Here is a 19,600-nt window from a genome sequence, read left to right as displayed (position 1 = left end):
TACTTTGTAGTTTAATTTTTAAACACATAGAAACATAAGTTTTCTTTACCTAAAAAGGCGTTTCACTTATTTTAAACAAACATAGTTTTGTTGGGTATAAGAAATATTCTAAATTAAAAATTATTGAATAGCCCCCAGCTTTAGCTGGAGGTGTTTATTACGGAATTAAAAAGGCTTTAGCCGAATATTTGCATTTTTGGCTAAAGCCTATAGTTGTCTGCGCATTTTTGTCATCCCGAGGAACGAGAGATCTCCGTTAGTAGCTCGACAATTTATGAAGTACTGTGTGTGAGTTTCTTGCGAAGATTGCTTCACCAGTTCGCTATCGCTTGTGTCCTCGTTCCCCGGGATGACAAACTGAACGGTTATTCTTTGTCGAGTTTCTAGTGTGATTTCTCATTCTTCGAAATGACAAACTTTACAGTTAACCATTAAAAAATGAAAAGCCATTCCTAAAGAAGGAACAGCTTTTCACACACTTATAATTACAAGTAACCAACTTGTAATGTCTTAATATTTTAAGGCTGGTTAGTAACCAGGATTTTGCTTTAAGTTGCTGTTCTTAGCCATTTCTGACTGTGGAATTGGGAAAATAGCTCTGAAACTATCGTTAGCATCTCCTTTTTTAGAAAACCAGGATTTTGTTGAGTATATTCCAAATCGTATTAGATCTTGTCTTCTATGCGCTTCTCCAACAAATTCCCACGCTAATTCGTCAAGAAAACCACCATACTGAATATCTGCACCTCCTTCGTAATTGGTAATCACTCCGGCCTCATAAGTTCCGTATTTATACACACTTCCTCCTAAAAGTTTTGCACCTGATACTACAGCTTTGGCAGGATTGGTATTTTTAAAATTTCTTTGTCTGACTTCAGTAACAATGGCCGCGGCTCCGCCAGCATCGCCTTTTCTTAACAGGCACTCCGCTTTGATCATCATAGCATCTGCTAATCTGTAAAAAGGGACATCATTACTGGCTTGTCCTACAACACCCGGACCAATTTCATATTTCACCATTCTGTAACCTTCATTTGGCTCACAACCATCTACACTGGTCATATAATTGATATATTCAAATTGTGTTACTTTATCGTCTAACATTATTGGCTCTCCTTTACTTGTAAATTGTTTACCTCCTAGCCAACAGTCTTTTAATCGTTGATCATCCGGATCGTAAGTATCTATGAACTGAGGTATTCCGCCAGTTCCGTTCCAGGGACCTCCTGCCAAATCATAAGTGGCCTGACTTGCCGCTGCCAATGTTCTGTACGGCCAGCTTGTTCCCGGAGCTTTCACCTGATCGTAAGGGATTGATAATATTTGTTCTGTAGAAAATTCATTTTTTATAATGAAATTGTCTCGATAATTAGAGTTCAATCTAAAACCACCATTATTGATAACATCATTAACCTGAGCCAAAGCTTCATCCCATTTAGGTGTTCCTAAATAAACACCGGCATTGAGATACAATTTTGCCAAAGTCATTTTTACAGCCCACTGATTGATTTTACCATAAGTCGAAGAATTATTCTTATCGCTTAAATAAGGTAAAGCTGTTTTTAATTCTTTTTCTACAAAATCATATACTTCTTTTCCTGTATTTTGAACTGGTAAATATCCCGGAGGATTGACATATGAGGTTACAATAGGAACATTTCTAAAATTATCTAATAGCAAATAGTAATAAATTGCTCTTAATGCTCGTAATTCCTGAATGATATTTTCTTTGTTTTCAACACCTTCTATTTGCTGTAGTTGATATATCGCTCTATTGACTTTATTTACTCCTGTAAACATATAATACCAGTTACCTTCGGCCATAGGAAGCGCGGTACCCCAGGTATGTTTATGCATTGTAATGTAATAATCTCCCCAGCCAATACCGTTTCTTTGAGGTGTTACCATTAGATCTGATGAATCTTCATAAAGATTGTAAATAGCATCCCAATCTGAATAAATTTGTCTAAATGAGTTGTATGCTGGTGCAATAATACTGGCTAAATCTTCCGAAGTTAATTTAGTATCCTCGGCACTTACTTTGTCATAAACGGTCTCATCTAAATTTGTACATCCTGTTCCTAAAAGAAATAAGCCCGAAATAAGGATTTTGTATACTATATTTTTATTTTTCATTTTGATTTAATTTAAAAAGTTACATTTAAACCTAGTGTGATGCCTCTGGAACTTGGATATTTATCTCTATTATCCATTCCTTGGGACAAAGGTTCTTTTCTCTTTATTTCCGGATCTAACCCTTTATATTTTGTAAATGTGGCTAAGTTATTTCCAGACACATACAAACGCATTGCATTTATAATTTTGAATGGTTTTACATCAAAATTATACGAGAAGGTTACATTATCTACTTTTACATAATCTCCTTGTTCAACATAATAACTTACATAGGTTTGGTTGTAGTTTAATACGGCTTTATCATACACTTTATCATATGCACTATCTAACATATTATAAGCAATGGTTGGATTTTCGTAAAACATACGCTGTGTATTTAGTATTTGAAAATCGAAAGCTCCTGTTAATACAACACTTAGGTCAAATTTTTTGTACGTAAAAGTATTGGTCCACCCGGCATAATATTGCGGAATACCATTTCCTAAATATTGCTTATTATTGTCGTTATACATTTCTGTAGTAAGTGTTTTTCTTGTTCCGTCAGGCAATTCAACAATCCATTTTCCATCGGTAGTAATATCTACAGATTTTAATCCCCAAAAATTACCTATTGGTTGTCCTACTTCTAATCGATGTGTTTCAAATGAAATTGGATCTCCTGTATTTCCTGTATTCAAAAAATCTCCTTCAATTTTATATAAATCATTAGAAAGACTCGTCAGCTTATTTTTATTGTGCGAAAAAGTCATTGAAGAGCTCCAAAGAAAATCTTTTGTTTTAACCGGGATTGTATTAAGAAGAATTTCAAATCCTTTATTTTCCATTTTTCCAACATTTGCAGTAATTTGAGGAAACAAATAAGGAGGAGTTGGTACTTTATAATCCCATAACATATCACTTGTTTTTTTATTATAAACATCAAAGCTTCCTGTAATTCTATTGTCGAAAAATCCAAAATCAAGACCAATATTTATCTCAGCGGTTTTCTCCCAACGTAAATCAGGATTTGGGTTACTTACCGGCTCTAAACCTTTGACCCATTTTCCGTTACTAAAGAAATAGCCCTCATAATTGTACAAGGTCATTGACATATAAGGGTCATTAGGTATTACGCCTGTTTCTCCATAACCTCCCCTTAATTTTAAAGTATTTATAGCAGTAACATCTTTTAGAAAAGATTCTTTATTAATACTCCATCCTGCAGAAACCGCCGGGAAATTTCCCCATTTGTGATTCTCTCCAAACTTAGAAGATCCTTCTTGCCTGATACTAAATAACAAATCGTATTTGTTGTTATAATTGTAGTTTAGCCTGCCAAAAAATCCAATTAATTTACTGTCATTTTTATAACTATCCATGAATGCGATACCATCTGACAAACCATTTCCTGCTTCTAAATTATTATACGAAAAGGCATCGGTTGGAAAATCAGAATTCCTTGCCTCAAATCCCTCATTTAAGGTATATTGATAACTGTAACCGCCTAATATTGTAAAATCATGTTTGCCTAAATCTTTATGGTATTTTGATGTTATTTCTACATAATCATTATCTGTAACTCCTGTAGCTCTTGAGGCAACTCCATTTCTTTTATTTATGGTATTTGAATAATGTTGTTTGGTTTCGGCATATCCATTTAAAGCGGTATTTTTATTTTTTGAAAGCTGCGCACTTACATCCCAACCTGGCAATAAATCCAGAGTCAGATTAGCCGTAAATCTTTGCCATGTACTATTTCTGTCCTGTGTCGTTTCATTCAGAATGGCTACCGGGTTGTAATACTGAAGTTTGTTAGGATCTTCGTTATAAGTGCCATTTGGATTATACACAGGAGCGGTAGGATTTCTTATCATTGCCTGTCTGTAAGCATATGCAGCGATATCCTCTTCAATACCCATATCTTGTGTACCATTTAGCAAGCTTAAGTTGATCTTTAACTTATCATTGAACATGGTATGATTAACATCAAATGAAAATCGGTACTCTTTATTATAGGTGTTAATAAAAGCTCCTGTCTGGTTTACATAATTAAGGTTTACTATATAATTTGTTTTAGCAGTTCCGCCTTTTAAAGCTAAATTGTGATTTTGAGTAAATCCGGTTCTTGAAATTTCATCTAACCAATCTGTACTTGCACCGCCATCAGTAAAAGGCAAGGTAACGCCTTGAGAACGCAAACTTCTTTGTTGATTCGCATCTAAAAATTTAGCCTTGTTAGCAAAATTAGATGTCGTAGCAAATGTTGAGTACGTAATGGTTGGTGCTATTTCGCTATTTACTGTTTTTGTTGTAATAAGAATTACTCCATTAGCTCCTCTGGTTCCATAAATTGCTGCTGCCGAAGCATCTTTCAAAACATCTATTGATGCAATTTCATTTGGCGCTACCGTATCAATACTTCCGGGTACTCCGTTAATTAAGACCAAAGGCCCTGTTCCTCCTTTTAGAGTTGAGAATCCACGCAATGTAATATTTGGTGTTGACCCCGGGTCTCCTGAACCGTTATTAATACTTAAACCTGCAACTTTACCCTTAATAAGATCAGAAGCATCATTAATTGCCCCTCTTGTAAAATCTTTTTCTTTTACACTGGCTATAGCACTCGTAACTCTTGATTTCTTCTGAGTTCCGTATCCAACAACAACTACTTCATTTAATTCTTCTTTACTTTCCTGAAGCGCAACATTTACTACATTCTTATTCAAAACAGCAATTTCCTGAGTTAAAAAACCCATATAACTAAAAACCAATTTTGAATCTTTATTTTTAAGTGTAATCTGAAAGTTACCATCGAAATCACTTACAACGCCGTTAGACGTGTTTTTTTCTAAAACTGATACTCCCGGTATAGGAATGTTATTTGCATCTGTAATTTTACCGCTGATTTTCTGCTGAGAAAAAGAGCTAAAAACAACAAACAAAAACAAAATTGTGTAGAACATCTTATCTCTGTAACAGTATGCCTTTGTACTTTTAAAAGCTTGTTTGGTTGATTTCATAATTTAACAATATTTTAGTTAGTGTATTATTAACACTTGTAAAATTATGTTAAATTAGAGTTAACGAAAATGCTAATATTACCATATGATAAGACTATATTATCCTGTTTTACATATTTTATTAACTTTGAAAGAATTCTCCTTTTATTTATCAATAATTTTTATAAAAAAACATATTATCTTTATTTATAGCTAAAAAAAAGTACTAAAAAAATAGAAATGCTTAATATTAAAATGTCTGACTAGCTTAATTTCTTCTTTTACTATTTTGAAATAAAAATACTTAAATCATCCTATTCAGGAGGTGGTTACGCAGAATATGTTGTTGTTAAAGAGATCAGTGTCTGCCTATTCCTAATAGTTTAAATTTTGTAGAAGCTGCCAGACTTATTCATATTAATGCAGAAAATGGTAAAAACGTAGAACCTGATATCTGGCAATTGATGTTGAAAAGAATAAGTATTACCGGAAGTACGCTGTGTGCAAGAAATTACAATTACAAAAAACGATTAGCAAAAGAAGTATTTGCGAATGTCTGGCCATTAATTGAAAATGGAAAATCCAAACCCGCTATTTACAAAGCATTTTCTTATCGCGATGCTGTTAGCGCTCATGAATGTATGGAACATGGAAGCCATATTGTTAAATAATTCTCGACTGGGAATCATAAATTTTTTCAAAACACTGAAATAAAAGTACCTTTTTCAAACTCATAATTCATGACTATTTCATTAGTTAAATCAAAACCCTCTTTCAATAAAATAATTTTGGAGGGTTTTAATTTTCTCAGCAAAATGGTGTTGCTAAAATTGAGTAGATCCATAGTCAGGACAAATAATGCCTTTTGATAAAATTAGCGTTAGCTCTCGATTTAATTAACTTCAGTTTCATCATAATATCTGTTTGTTCATCATCTCTCAATTTAAAAAAATGTCTGTCAAATTCAACAAACTGTTCTTTTAAACGGATTGCTCCTGGATTTTCTTCCCAAACTCCCAGCCAGACAGATGTTCTGCAGTTAATTTTTCAAGTGAGAAACCTTCTTCGAGATCGTAATTCATGTTTTCCTGAGAATTTGAATTGGCCTGTAATATTATTAAAAACTACAAGTTAAAATAAAAAACAGTTTTGATACTTATCAATATACCCGGGAAAAGTATAGAAATAGATTTAATTTTCAAAAAACAGAAGCCTACATTAAAGGCGACAAAATGGATTTTAGTTTACAAAATCAAACTTATCTTCAAATATTTTTCCAATGACCGGAATTGGCTTCTTTTGTTCATTTGCCGCATTTATTATTCCGAAAATCCACAAAATTAAAATCGCATAGCCTACATAAGACAGAAAAAATAATGCAGGAACTATTGATACAACGACAGAAAGAATAATGTTGATGATGAATGAAATTAAAAAGATGCCGAAACCTTGTTTTAAATGATAGGTAACCAAATCACTTTTTGGAGTTACTTCTTTGCTTTTTACATAGGCTACTATCCAGCCAATAATGGTGATATAGCTTAGGATTGATAATGTTTTATTGTTCATGGTTCTATTTTATTTATATAAGTCAAAAGTAGGCTCACATAAACGAATTCCCAATGAACACTTTGTCGTTAGCTGCTTTAAATTGGTATTTGTCACACTTAAGGACGTATATTGCAATTCGGCTTCTAGAAACTATTCGTCTTTCATTAACTTAAAAAATTGTTCTTTTTTCCCTCTGGAAATGGGCACAACTGATTTATCATTCATATAGATCATTCCTTCGCGAGAATAACTCAAAATAAAATTTACATGGATGAGATGTGATTGATGCACACGAAAAAACTGAGGCGGGATTAATATATCCTCATAGTTTTTTAAAGGTCTTGAAACCATTATTTTTCTTCCGTCTGTTAAAAAGAAAGTAGTATAAGATCCGGAAGTTTCGCATCTAATAATTTGATCTAACTTTACAACATACATTGCTTCCTGAGTTGGCAGTACAATTCTGTCCGGGGTTTTAGAAAGATTATTTTTTAGTTCGCTAATTTGTTCTTTTTGCAAAACTCTTTCTTTCCAAACAGCAATACGTTCTATAGCCATTTTAAGTTCCTGCGCATCGATGGGTTTCAGCAGATAATCTACGGCGCTGTACTTAAATGCATTTATGGCATGCTGCTCATAAGCGGTGGTAAAAATCAGATTAAAGGAATTAAAGGAAATCTGCTGTAAAACATCAAAACCAGTTCCGTCTTTTAGCATAATATCCATAAAAACCAAATCCGGTTCTAACCTGTCGATTATTTTTTTGGCTTCTTCAACACTTTCTGCATATCCTATGATCTGAATTGTATCTCCCGCGACCATTTCAAGCATAATAGATAAGGCTTCTCTGAGTCTGTTTTCATCTTCAACGATTATTGTTTTATATATCATTACAGTATCGGAATATTTAAAATTACTATACAGCCGTGCCCCTCTGCTGCTGCATCACGTTCTTTAACCTGAAAAGAGGCATCGGGATTTTCTTTTTGCATTTTGCTTAATCTTTCATTGGTAATGGTTGTCGAAAGCGATTGGTGCGTACTGTCGGTTTTTAATTTTCTTGATGCCGCCAATCCTATTCCGTTATCTTTAATGGTACAAATTAAAATCTGCTGTTTTCCATCTAATTTAAAGTAAATTTCGATCAATCCTCTTGTAGTGGTTTCCATTGGTTTTATACCATGTTCTAAGGCATTTTCTATAAAAGGCTGTAATAACAGAGGCGGAATAAGTATGTCTTTTTCGATTTCTTCATCGCACTCAATACGATAATCAAAACCATTATTTAAACGAAGCTGCTGGAGTTCTATATAATTTTTTAAGGTATTTATTTCTTCTTCGAGTGAGATCGTTTCTTTTCTGGACTGCTCTAAAACCTGTCGGGTTAATTTTGCAAATTTATTTAGATATGAAACCGCAGGAACTGTATCTTTTTGCAAAATCATACTTTGAATATTTCCTAAAGCATTAAAAATAAAATGCGGATCCATTTGAGAGCGCAATAATCGCCGTTCGAGCGATAATCGTGCTGCCAAATTCTCAATGGTTTCTTTCTCCATAAGCTGCATTTTAAGTTCGCTGTTGGCTTGCTCCTGTTTTAAAAAATCTTCCCGGTTTTGATAATATCGCTGACGATAATAATAAGAACGAAACATAAAAACGAGTCCTATTAATAACGCGGCGGCAATTGTGTACCCTAATAATTTATTTTTCTGCTGCAATTCATTTTCCAGTTCAAGCTGTTTTATACGTTCTGCTTTTTGCGATGATTCGTATCTGGCTTCAGAATTTTGCAGCATTGATTGTGTTGACTCTTTATATTTTAACTGATTGTATTTTGTAAAAAGTGTATCATAAGCATAGTAAGCCTTAAAGTCATTCCGCTTGACGGAAACCTCTTTTAAAGAATTGTAAAAAGCAGCAAAAAGATAGTTATCTGTATAAGGCAGGCTTTTCTGGTATTTGATGCCGTCTGCAAATACAATTTCTGCCTGAGCATAATTTCCTTTTTGAGTAAGATAAAATCCTTTAAGACCAATAGCGCTGCGGTAAATAATTTTTATGTTATATTTTTTTGCAATTACCGTTGCTTTTTCAAGATTTTCAAGAAATGCTTTTTCATTAAGAGGTTTAGGTCCTTTTGTGTAAAGATCTGCCAGATTGATATAGGCAATTCCGATATTGCTTTTACTCACAATTTTAGCTGCATTTTTTTCGGCAAGCAAAACAGTTTCTTCAAAAAAATCAACGGCATTTTTCCAATCGGTTTCCGTACCGGTTTCCAAGTTATCGGTAAGGTAACTTCCAAAGGCAAGTCTTGCATAAAGCTGATTTTCAGGATCACCCAATTTATTTGCATACGCCATGGCTTCTCTGGCATATTTCTCAACCTTGGTTGGCGATGCAGGCGAAAAAAGATACGATATGTCTGACGCTATTTTAGCGCATTGATCATGCGCATTGACTTTAGAAAATAATCTGTAAGCTTGTAGTAAATAATTTAACGCCTGAGGCTGATCTTCTATATAAGATTTTAAAGATCCCATTGCAAGAGCAGCATGAGCTTTCGCCCTAATATTGTTTACTTTTTTAGAAAGATAATTTGCCGTATCAGCATAATGAATATATTCTTTCAAATTAATCAAACGTCTTTGAGTCAAAGCCAGATAAGCATAACAGATAACCTGGTCTTCTTCGCTTTTATTTTTTACTGCCAAGGCAAGTGCTTGCTTCTGAATTTTTATACAGGCAATGGTATCATCAAAACGTTTTGAATAACCCTGACTGGCCATTTTTTCAATGGAAGAAATGTTTTGTGCCTGGATATTGGTTGTAAATAATATCAAAAAAAATAAATATACCTTCTTAATTTTTTTCTGATTGAATATAAAAAATTGGCTCATAAATGGGGTTAAGTAATGGCAAAATACAAATTGTGATCAGACTCACCAAATATTTAAGCTGGGATTATTCCGCTATAAAACACTTAATTACAAACTATTAAAACTAAGATAAACATCTGAATTTTCTAATATATTTCAAAATTAACCAAATAAAAACCTAAACAAACCATTTACCAATTCACAATTGTTATTAACTGATGTATCCACTAATCTTGCTTCAATAAATAAATTTAAAAAAATACGCTATTATGAATAAGAAAAGTCTTTCATTGATACTAATTGTCTTTTGTTTTGTAACTGGATTTGTTTCTGCGCAACAGCCCGAAGAAAAACGTTTAAAAATAGAAATCACCGTAAAAGATGGCAATAAATCTATAACATCTCCGGTGCGTACTGCTACTTTTTCTTTTACCAAGCCTGCTGCATCTTCTACAGATACTTCACAAAAAAATTATTATCTCGCTATTGATTTTGAAAAACAAGATCTCAATATACTGCGCGCTTTCGCAAAAAACAAAAATGGTCTTGACGGTCAATTGACTATGGTAGATATCTACGGAAAAACTCCTGCCCGAAAACTTGAATTTAAAGGCGCAACATTAGATGCATTGAGCGATCAGCTTAATGGCGATTATTCAAGCAGTTATTTTTCGCTTAGCTGCAATTTGGTAATTATCGATGGTATAACAATAGAATAACCATTTATGACACAGCTTAAATATTTTATAAAAAACGGAAATCGCTATGTTATGAAAAAGGAATATGCTTTTGGTTTCATTATAAGTTTCGGACTTGCCGGTATTGCTCTTACCGGCATCTGGATCAATGAACTTAGCATAACCTGGATTTTGGGTATTTTATCAGTGCTATGCTTTATTTCGATTTGGTTAAAACATGTTATTATTGATCTTGATAAAAAAGAATTTGTTCTAAAAAGCGGTCTTATTGTTCCTTCTGTTTGCATTCCGTTAAAAGATTTTCAAAACTTTGAACTTGTCAGAACCAAGCAGTATTTAATCACGACCAATACTTCATTAAATATCTGTTATTTAAAAGACGGAAAAGAAAAATACGCCATTTTATCGCAGGGTTTTACCACTCAAAAAATGCAAAATCTTGCCAATGAAATTGATGAAATACTAAACGATAATGAACGTCAGGGATAAATACAATCTTCAGGAAAAAACAGATTTTATTTCGTTACAGCCTACAAAGTCATTGCAAAAATTATCTCAGTATTTTTTAACAGGCATACTTGCAGCGGCTGTTATCTTGCCTTTATTAGAAGATGTTTTGGGAGAAATATGGTACTATTCTATCTCTATATTACTAGGATATTGCGCTCTTCATAGTTTATATGATCTTTTAATCAGAGCCAAAATAGTTTATACTTTCGATTTGAAAAATAACGCTGTTTATAGAACTAGTCCTATTCATTCAAAGAAAAAAATAATGAAGTTAGAAGAGGCCGTTATTTTTGTAAATTCAGAAATGGGAAGCTGGCATTACAGACTGGGAGCTAAAAAAAGTCATTTTATAAAAAGCTACACTCTAAGTGAGAACTTTAGTTCTGGAAAAAAAAGTGAGACCAGGCAAAAAGAATATGAAGATCAGATTCTGGCAAAAATTTATAAAATAATAGATCCAGTGGATCCTTTTTTTGCCAAAAAATTTTAAAACTGCCTCTTTTTGTATTTTGTGGCGAAATTATATATAAACTAAATTGGGTTCTGCCGCATCTGTCAGAATCAAATATAAGAATTTAAGTGGTTTAAAAGTTAACGTGCCAATTTATAAAATGATTTAAATATTCATTTAATGTTTTTTTGAATTACTAAAGATAACAACTTATACATAGATGCAACAAAGCCAGTTATCCCTGGTATAACCTATTTGATTCTTTCTAAATATTTATGCAGAACTTCAATTCCGCTCAATATTCGTCTCGCTCATTTAAAACTTTTAAAGACTAATTCGTTTCGATGCGCCACTTGATAAAATGACGACCCTGTTCCAGAATGCGACAGAACCTGTATTCGTAATCAATACGTTTTGTTAATAATGTGTTAACATGATACTTTTTAATTGTTATAATTTTGCCAAAAACAAAACTATAACAAATTCAAAAAATGAAAAAAATTATTTTTATTTTGATTATTTTCCTTTCAGCCCTTGGTCATGCTCAGGTAACGAGCTCAGCTATGTCAGGAACTGTAAGATCAAACAAAGGAGAAGCACTTCCTGGAGCGACAGTGGAAATTGTTCACAAGCCAACAGGAACAAAATACTTCTCGACAACTGATTTTGATGGCGGATATGCTGCACAAGGTCTGAGACCAGGAGGTCCTTATACTGTTAAAGTAACTTACGTTGGTTACAAAAGTACAGAAATCACAGATATCAATGTTGGTCTAGGTAATAACCTGACAGTAAATGTCAAAATTGATGAAGAATCAAATGCTCTTCAGGAAGTTGTAGTAACAACAAAATCAACAGGAAATTTTAATAAAGGAAGAACTGGTGCTTCACAGCAGTTTTCAAACAGAGAAATTACAGCAGTTCCGGTTTTAGGGGCACGTTCAATAAACTCTGTGACAAAATACAATGCCAATGCCGGAGCAAACGGAACATTTGGTGGTCAGGATTCCAGATTAAACAACTTTACAATTGACGGTTCTGTATTCAACAACGGATTTGGTCTTGGGTCAGATTCACAAGCTGGAGGCCGAACTGGTTCTACTGCAATTTCATTAGATGCTATTGAGCAGCTACAAGTAAATATAGCACCTTATGATATCCGTCAATCCGGATTTTTAGGTTCAGGGATTAATGCAGTAACAAGAAGTGGAACAAACGAAATCGAAGGATCTGTTTATACTTCTACAAGAAGTAATAAAAAAGATTTTATTGGTACTCATGCTGGAGATGTAACCATTAAACCAGGTAAATTTGAAGAAAAAATATTGGGAGCTCGTATTGGAGCGCCAATTATCAAAGATAAATTATTCTTTTTTGGGAATTTTGAAACTATTGATAATACAAGTCCTGCAACAAACTTTACCTCTACCGGTTCTCCAAATCCAAGTGGTCAGGTTTCTCTTCCAACCTATACTGAAATGCAGACTCTTTCTAATTTCATGAAGGACAAATTTGGATATGTTACAGGTCCTTGGGAAAATTACGATTCTTCAAAAGAATCAAAGAAATTCTTAACCAGAATTGACTGGAATATCAATGACAATCATAAACTTACTGCCCGTTACGTATTCCATAATTCATCTTCTGATCAGTTAACTTCTAACTCAAACTCATTAGGTTTTGGTAACAGAACTAATAGTGGATTGGCAATGTCTTTTCAAAACAGTGGATATACAATTTTAGATAATACCAGATCGATTGTATTAGAATTGAATAGTAAATTAAGCAATTCCTGGTATAATAACTTCATTGGAGGTTATGACAAACAAATTGAAGACAGAGGTTTAATTGGTGGCGGTTTATTTCCAACAATTGATATTAAACAAGGAGCTGCTACTTATATTTCAGTTGGTTTAGATCCTTTTACGCAAGGAAACAAACTTTCTTACTCAACACTACACTTTACAGATAATTTGACTAAAACTATTGGAAAACACTCTTTAGTATTTGGTGCAAACTTTGAATATTTCAAATCCAGTAACTTATTCTTCTCAGGATCAAACGGAGTTTACGTTTTTAACTCTTTAGCTGATTTTTATGCTGCTGCAAACAATTCTATAGCAAATGGTGGTGCTCCATCAACTGCAACTACAACTTCTCCAGCTCGTTTTCAATACCGATATTCTGCTTTGCCTGGAGGTGCAGAACCAATGCAAATATTGAAATCTAACAAATTAGATTTATATGCCCAGGATGAAATGAAACTGAGTGATAAATTTAAATTAACAGTTGGTTTGAGAGCTTCCAGAATTTGGTATGCTAACACAGCATTAGAAAACCCAACAGTTACTGCTATGACTTTTGCTAATGGTGAAAAATTAAATACGGGTATAATGCCGGATGCAGCCTATTTATTTGAGCCTAGAGTTGGTTTCAATCTTGATTTAAATGGAAACTCTTCAACAATAATCCGTGGAGGTTCAGGAGTATTTACCGGTAGATCACCAGGTGTATACTTATCGAATCAAATTGGAAACAACGGTGTACTTACAGGATTTGTCGATGTAAGTGGCGCTGCTTTAGCTGCCGGAGGATATGGTTTTACACCAAAACCAGCAGATTATTTTACTCCAACTACAGCTACAGCCCCATCTTCTTATGATTTGTCTTTTAATGACAAAAAATTCAAATCTCCTCAGGTTTGGAAAACGACAATGGCAGTTGACCAAAAACTACCTTTTGGATTTACAGGTACAGTAGAAGGAATACTTCAAAAAAATATCAATGCAATCAGCTATTACAACGCAAACTTTGATGCTCCCGTTGGAACATTCAGTGGTACTGACAACAGACCAAGGTATTCACGTAATGATGCTGGGACTCGTGTAAATGACAATGTTTCGAACGGTATCGTTTTAACAAACTCTGACGAAGGATATTTTTATTCTACAACATTTAAATTAGAGTATCCTTACCAAAGAGGACTTTGGGGATCATTTGCCTATACACACTCTAATGCTACAGACTTAATGTCTCCGGGATCAGTAGCCTCAGGTTCATGGACAAGTGCAAGATCTATAAATGGAAATAATGATTTACAAGTTTCTAATTCAAATAACAATACACCAAATCGTTTAGTAGGGGTTATTGGATACAGAATTGAATATGGTAAAGGTCTTGGAGGTGCAACTTCTATCAACTTAGGGTATATTGGAGAACAAGCAAATCCGTTTTCGTATACTTACAGTGGTGATATGAATGGAGACAGAGTTAGTGGTAACGATCTAATTTACGTACCAAAAAGTGCGTCTGAACTTAGTTTTGCTCCTCTTCTCGTAACAAGTACTGTAGCTGGTGTTACAACTTCAAGAACTTACACAGAAGCTGAGCAGAGAACTGCATTTGATGCTTATGTTGATCAGGATAAATACCTTCGTACAAGAAGAGGTCAATATGCTCAAAGAAATGAGTCTGTTTTACCTATGTTACACAGGTTGGACTTATCTATCTCCCAAGATATTTACATTAAAATTGCAGGTAAAAAGAATAGCTTCCAATTTAGAGCAGATATCCTGAACTTTACAAACATGGTAAACAAAGATTGGGGTGTTTCGCAAAGAGCAACTAATGCAAATGTTTTGGCATTTTCTTCAGCATCAGGGGCTAATAAGCCAATTTATACTCTTGCTACACAAACAGATCCTAACGGAAACAGATATTTGATTAAAGATACTTATCAAAAAAACTCTTCAACATCAGATGTTTGGCAAGCGCAATTTACACTTAGATACATCTTTGGTAATTAATTGAGCTTTTATAAGATTCAAAAAAACGGCATTGACTTTAAGTCTAATGCCGTTTTTTCATATAATTTATGTTTTTTATCACAAAGAATAGTTCGAATTCCACTTTATTAAAAAGCCAATATAACCTTAAATTTATTTGATAAGCACTTTCAGGCATTCAAATGAATATGCCTAATAGTAACAATAAATGCCCGGAAATTTCAGAAAACCAGCAAACTGCTTTTCGAGCAAAAAAACTCAAAATTCAAATACTTTTATGCAGGTTGTTGCTTTTTTGTTGTCGATAGGCTGGAAATAAATCAATTTCAATACAAATTTACAGGACGTAATTAAAGACTGAGTAAAAAGACAAACTTAAAGATTATAAAAAAAGCGACCCCTTGAGGCCGCTTTGAATGTTTTCACAACGGAATAATCCTTATTGTGAATTGCTTCAAATTGTATTGCAATAATACAATAAAATCTCTATTTTTTAATTATGGTTTTCCGTAAATCAATTAATTATCTTTTACTTAATTTTTAGAAAGCAAATTTTTAGAGATGAAAAAAATAGTAGGATTAGATCTTGGAACAACTTCTATAGGATGGGCTTATATACATGAAGCTGAAAATAATGGTGAAACTTCATCACTAATACATGCTGGTGTTCGCGTAGTGCCACTAACTACTGATGAAGAAGCAGACTTCAAAAAAGGGAATACTATTGCTATAAATGGGGACAGAACATTAAAACGTGGGGCAAGAAGAGGTCTACAGCGTTTTAAACAAAGAAGAGATGCATTACTAGAAACCTTCGATAAAATAAAATTTATTCCTACTGGTTTTATTTATGCTGAAACAGGAAAATCAACTACTTTCTCTTCCTATCAATTAAGGGCGAAAGCAGCAATTGAAGCAGTCTCCAAAGAAGAGCTGGTTCAGGTTCTGTTGATGCTCAATAAAAAAAGGGGGTATAAAAGTAGCCGCAAAGCAAAGACCACCGAAGAAGATGATGCTATTGATGGAATGAAAATTGCCAAAGAAATTTTCAAAAATAACTGGACACCCGGTCAATGGGTTTATAATTCATTATCAAAAGGAAATAAATTTATTCCTGATTTTTATCGGTCAGATTTACAAAAAGAATTAGAAAAAATTATCCGTTTTCAAAATCAATTTCATCCGGAACAGCTAAATAACAAACTTCTGGAAGATATTCAAGGGAAATCAAGAACACAGACTTCTCAACATTTTTCAAAAACATTAAAAACTGAACTTGTAGAAAATAAAGGCACTGGAGAAGAAACCAAATTACAGCATTACAAATGGAGAAGTGAAGCATTAACAAAGGAACTCCATTTGAAAATTCTGGCATTTATTATTAGTGAGATAAATAATCAAATCAATCAATCCAGTGGCTACCTCGGTGCGATTAGTGACCGAAGCAAGGAATTGTATTTCAATCAGGAAACTGTTGGTCAATTTCAATACAAACAGCTTGAGAAAAATGCACACGCCAAACTGAAAAATCAAGTATTTTATCGTCAGGATTATTTAGATGAGTTTGAAAAAATTTGGGAAACACAGACTCAATTCCATCCCGAATTAAATGAACAACTCAAAACAGAAGTTCGCGACATTACCATTTTTTATCAACGAAAATTGAAGTCCCAGAAGCATTTAGTAAGCTTCTGCGAATTTGAAAAGGGACACAAAGCCATCCCCAAATCATCTCCTTTATTTCAGGAATTTAGAATTTGGCAGAATTTAAATAATATTGTTGTTAAAAATGAAACGACAAAAGAACCTTTTCTTCTGGATGAAGACTTAAAAAAAATCATTGCCCAACAGCTATTATTTAAAGAAAGTATTAGCGACTCTCAAATGTTATCTTTTTGTGAGTTAAAGAAAGGTACACATACCGTTAATTTTAGGAAAATTGAAGGAAACAGAACTAATACCGAGATTTACAAAGCTTTTGAAAAAATTCTGATTCTGGAAGGCTATGATGAATTAGACCTTTCCAGATTAGATAGTTTTGAAATAAATAAAATCATCAAATCTGCATTTTCTGATTTAGAAATTAATACTGATATTCTTGATTTTAATACAAATATCCAAGGGAATGATTTTGACAAACAACCTTACTATCAGTTTTGGCACTTACTTTATTCTGCAGAAGACGATGATTTTTTGAAAAAAAGTTTGATCAGTAAATTCGGCTTTAAAGAAAATCATATTCCATTTCTTTTAAATATAAATCTACAAGCAGATTATGGTAGTTTGAGTGCTAAAGCAATTAAAAAAATATTACCTCATTTGATAGACGGCCACATTTATAACAAAGCATGCTTGTTAGTCGGCTACAATCATTCATCCTCTTTAACAAAAGAACAGAATAATAATAGACTTCTAAAAGACACATTAGAATTGCTTAAAAAAAATAGTTTAAGAAATCCTGTGGTAGAAAAAATACTTAATCAAATGATTAACGTTATTAATGCTATTTTAAAGGATCCGACATTAGGGAAACCTGATGAAATTCGTGTAGAATTAGCTCGTGAGCTGAAAAATAACAACGAACAGCGCGGCGAAATGACAAAAGCAATAAACAAAAGTACAGCTGAAAACGAGCAAATCAGGAAATTATTGCATAATGAATTTGGAATCCAGCGTGTAACCCGAAATGATATTGTACGTTATAAACTGTGGAAAGAGTCTGACGGAATTTCATTGTATACAGGGAAACCAATAGAGCTATCAAAACTGTTTACAAAAGATTATGACATTGAACATATTATTCCAAAATCACGTTTATTTGACGATAGTTTTTCCAACAAAACCATTTGCGAACGTCAATTAAATATTGATAAAAGTAATAAAACAGCTTACTCTTTTTTGCAGGAAAAACTATCTGCTGAAGAATTTGATCAATTTGAGAAAAGAGTTAAAAGTCTGTTTGGAAAAATCAGCAGGACAAAACAAAACAAACTCTTAATGGCCGATAATGAAATACCTGAAGGTTTCATTGAACGACAACTAAGAGAAACACAATATATCACAAAAAAAGCAAAAGAAATCCTACTGGAGGTTTCAAGAAATGTAACCTCAACAACTGGAAGCGTAACTGATAAACTTCGTGAAGATTGGGAATTGGTTGATGTAATGAAAGAACTCAATTGGAACAAGTACGAAAAATTAGAACTGACTCATATTGAAGAAGGTAAAAATGGAGAGCGCTTGTATAAAATTAAAGACTGGACAAAACGAAATGACCACCGCCATCATGCTATGGATGCTATAACAGTTGCTTTTACCAAACCCGTTTACATTCAATATTTAAACAATCTGAATGCCAAAACAAAAGGCGATAAAAAAGCAGATGCTATTTTGGGAATTGAAAAAAAATATTTACGAAGAGATAAGAATAACAAACTTCGATTTATCGAGCCAATGCCTAACTTTAGGGAAGAAGCAAAAAAACAGCTCAAAAACATTTTGATTTCCTATAAGGCAAAAAATAAAGTCGTTACCATAAATAAAAATATTACTAAAAAAAGTGGTGGTACGAATGAGAAAACACAGCTCACGCCACGTGGGCAATTGCATAAAGAAACTGTCTATGGTAAACTGCAACAATATGCTACAAAAGAGGAAAAAACAGGTGTTAATTTTACAAGTGAATTCATTAACAAGGTTGCAAAAAAACAATATAGAGAAGCCTTGTTAACTCGTTTGTCAGAAAATGAAAATGATCCTGAAAAAGCCTTTACAGGTAAAAATACATTATCAAAAAATCCAATTTATCTAGATTCCAAAAAAACAATTGAACTGCCTGAAAAAGTAAAAATAGTTTGGCTAGAACCACATTATACCATCAGAAAAGATATTACTCCAGATCTAAAAATTGATAAAGTAATAGATATTGGTTTAAAATCTATTCTTCAAAGCCGTTTAAATGAATTTGGTGGAGATCCTAAAAAAGCTTTTATCAATTTAGACGAAAATCCAATTTGGCAAAATAAAGAGAAAAAAATTTCAATAAAAAGGGTGACTATTAGAGGCGTGAGCAATGCTCAGGCTTTACATACCAAAAAAGATCACTTAGGTACTGAAATCTTAGATGATGACGGAAATCCGATTCCAGCTGATTTTGTTAGTACAGGAAATAATCATCATGTAGCTATTTACAGAGATGCAAAAGGGAATTTACAAGAAAAAATTGTTTCTTTTTATGAGGCTGTAACTCAAATTAATTTAGGATTGTCAACTATTGATAAAAATTTTAAAAAATCTGAAGGTTGGGAATTTTTATTCTCTTTGAAACAAAATGAATATTTCATATTTCCTTCTGATGGATTTAATCCGGAAGAAATTGATCTTCTAAATCCAGGTAATTATGCTTTGATTAGTCCTAATATGTTTAGGGTACAAAAATTAGGCACAAAAGATTATAATTTCAGACATCATTTAGAAACTCAATTATTGGACAATAGTGAATTGAATAACATCGCTTATAAAAGAATTAGAAGTCCAAAAGAATTATCAAAGATGGTCAAAGTCAGGATCAATCATTTAGGTCAAATTGTGCAATTAGGAGAATATTAAT

11 protein-coding genes are annotated in these 19,600 nt (G+C 33.1%); 6 read left to right on the top strand and 5 right to left on the bottom strand.

What is annotated here, in order from left to right:
- Positions 1-528 precede the first annotated feature (528 nt).
- Both ACHRWY_RS03565 and ACHRWY_RS03560 read right to left on the bottom strand, forming a co-directional pair.
- Positions 529-2,136 (bottom strand): RagB/SusD family nutrient uptake outer membrane protein, encoded by a 1,608-nt coding sequence (locus tag ACHRWY_RS03565; protein ID WP_395352577.1) that lies wholly within the window; start codon positions 2,134-2,136, stop codon positions 529-531.
- Between the two features lie 11 nt (positions 2,137-2,147).
- Positions 2,148-5,135 carry a SusC/RagA family TonB-linked outer membrane protein gene (locus ACHRWY_RS03560; RefSeq protein ID WP_395352576.1) on the bottom strand — a complete coding sequence of 996 codons (2,988 nt, stop codon included), beginning with the start codon at positions 5,133-5,135 and terminating at the stop codon, positions 2,148-2,150.
- Positions 5,136-5,479: 344 nt separating this feature from the next.
- On the opposite strand from ACHRWY_RS03560, the gene ACHRWY_RS03555 reads away from it, so the two are divergent.
- Positions 5,480-5,785 (top strand): zinc-binding dehydrogenase, encoded by a 306-nt coding sequence (locus ACHRWY_RS03555; RefSeq protein WP_395353201.1) that lies wholly within the window; start codon positions 5,480-5,482, stop codon positions 5,783-5,785.
- Positions 5,786-6,353: 568 nt separating this feature from the next.
- On the opposite strand, the gene ACHRWY_RS03550 is transcribed toward ACHRWY_RS03555, so the two are convergent.
- The 3 genes from ACHRWY_RS03550 to ACHRWY_RS03540 all read right to left on the bottom strand — a co-directional run bounded on the left by ACHRWY_RS03550 (position 6,354) and on the right by ACHRWY_RS03540 (position 9,511).
- On the bottom strand, positions 6,354-6,683 hold the full coding sequence (locus tag ACHRWY_RS03550; protein WP_395352574.1) for a DUF4870 domain-containing protein: 330 nt from the start codon (positions 6,681-6,683) through the stop codon (positions 6,354-6,356).
- 132 nt (positions 6,684-6,815) lie between these two features.
- Complete coding sequence (locus ACHRWY_RS03545; protein WP_395352572.1) at positions 6,816-7,556, bottom strand: LytR/AlgR family response regulator transcription factor; 741 nt, start codon at positions 7,554-7,556, stop codon at positions 6,816-6,818.
- Entirely contained in the window at positions 7,556-9,511 is a 1,956-nt protein-coding gene (locus ACHRWY_RS03540) for a sensor histidine kinase (RefSeq protein ID WP_395352570.1), read from the bottom strand. The genes ACHRWY_RS03545 and ACHRWY_RS03540 overlap by 1 nt, the downstream gene beginning before the upstream one ends.
- Positions 9,512-9,816: 305 nt before the next feature.
- Here ACHRWY_RS03540 and ACHRWY_RS03535 point away from each other — a divergent pair, with 305 nt between their 5' ends.
- From ACHRWY_RS03535 to cas9, 5 genes are all read left to right on the top strand, one after another.
- The gene (locus ACHRWY_RS03535) at positions 9,817-10,266 is read left to right on the top strand and encodes a hypothetical protein (protein ID WP_395352568.1); all 450 of its coding nucleotides are present in this window, start codon (positions 9,817-9,819) and stop codon (positions 10,264-10,266) included.
- Between the two features lie 6 nt (positions 10,267-10,272).
- Complete coding sequence (locus tag ACHRWY_RS03530; RefSeq protein WP_395352566.1) at positions 10,273-10,734, top strand: hypothetical protein; 462 nt, start codon at positions 10,273-10,275, stop codon at positions 10,732-10,734.
- A 52-nt stretch (positions 10,735-10,786) separates the two neighbouring features.
- Entirely contained in the window at positions 10,787-11,245 is a 459-nt protein-coding gene (locus tag ACHRWY_RS03525; protein WP_395352564.1) for a hypothetical protein, read from the top strand.
- 452 nt (positions 11,246-11,697) lie between these two features.
- Positions 11,698-15,012: a carboxypeptidase regulatory-like domain-containing protein gene (locus ACHRWY_RS03520; protein ID WP_395352562.1), complete on the top strand. Its 3,315-nt coding sequence runs from the start codon at positions 11,698-11,700 to the stop codon at positions 15,010-15,012.
- Positions 15,013-15,552: 540 nt separating this feature from the next.
- On the top strand, positions 15,553-19,599 hold the full coding sequence (gene cas9, locus ACHRWY_RS03515) for a type II CRISPR RNA-guided endonuclease Cas9 (RefSeq protein WP_395352560.1): 4,047 nt from the start codon (positions 15,553-15,555) through the stop codon (positions 19,597-19,599).
- Position 19,600 lies beyond the last annotated feature (1 nt).

The sequence above is a fragment of the Flavobacterium sp. FlaQc-48 genome (genome assembly GCF_044007335.1).
GTDB lineage: Bacteria > Bacteroidota > Bacteroidia > Flavobacteriales > Flavobacteriaceae > Flavobacterium.
The sequence above is the reverse complement of the archived record's forward strand: the minus strand, read 5'-3'. Positions and strand labels throughout refer to the sequence as shown.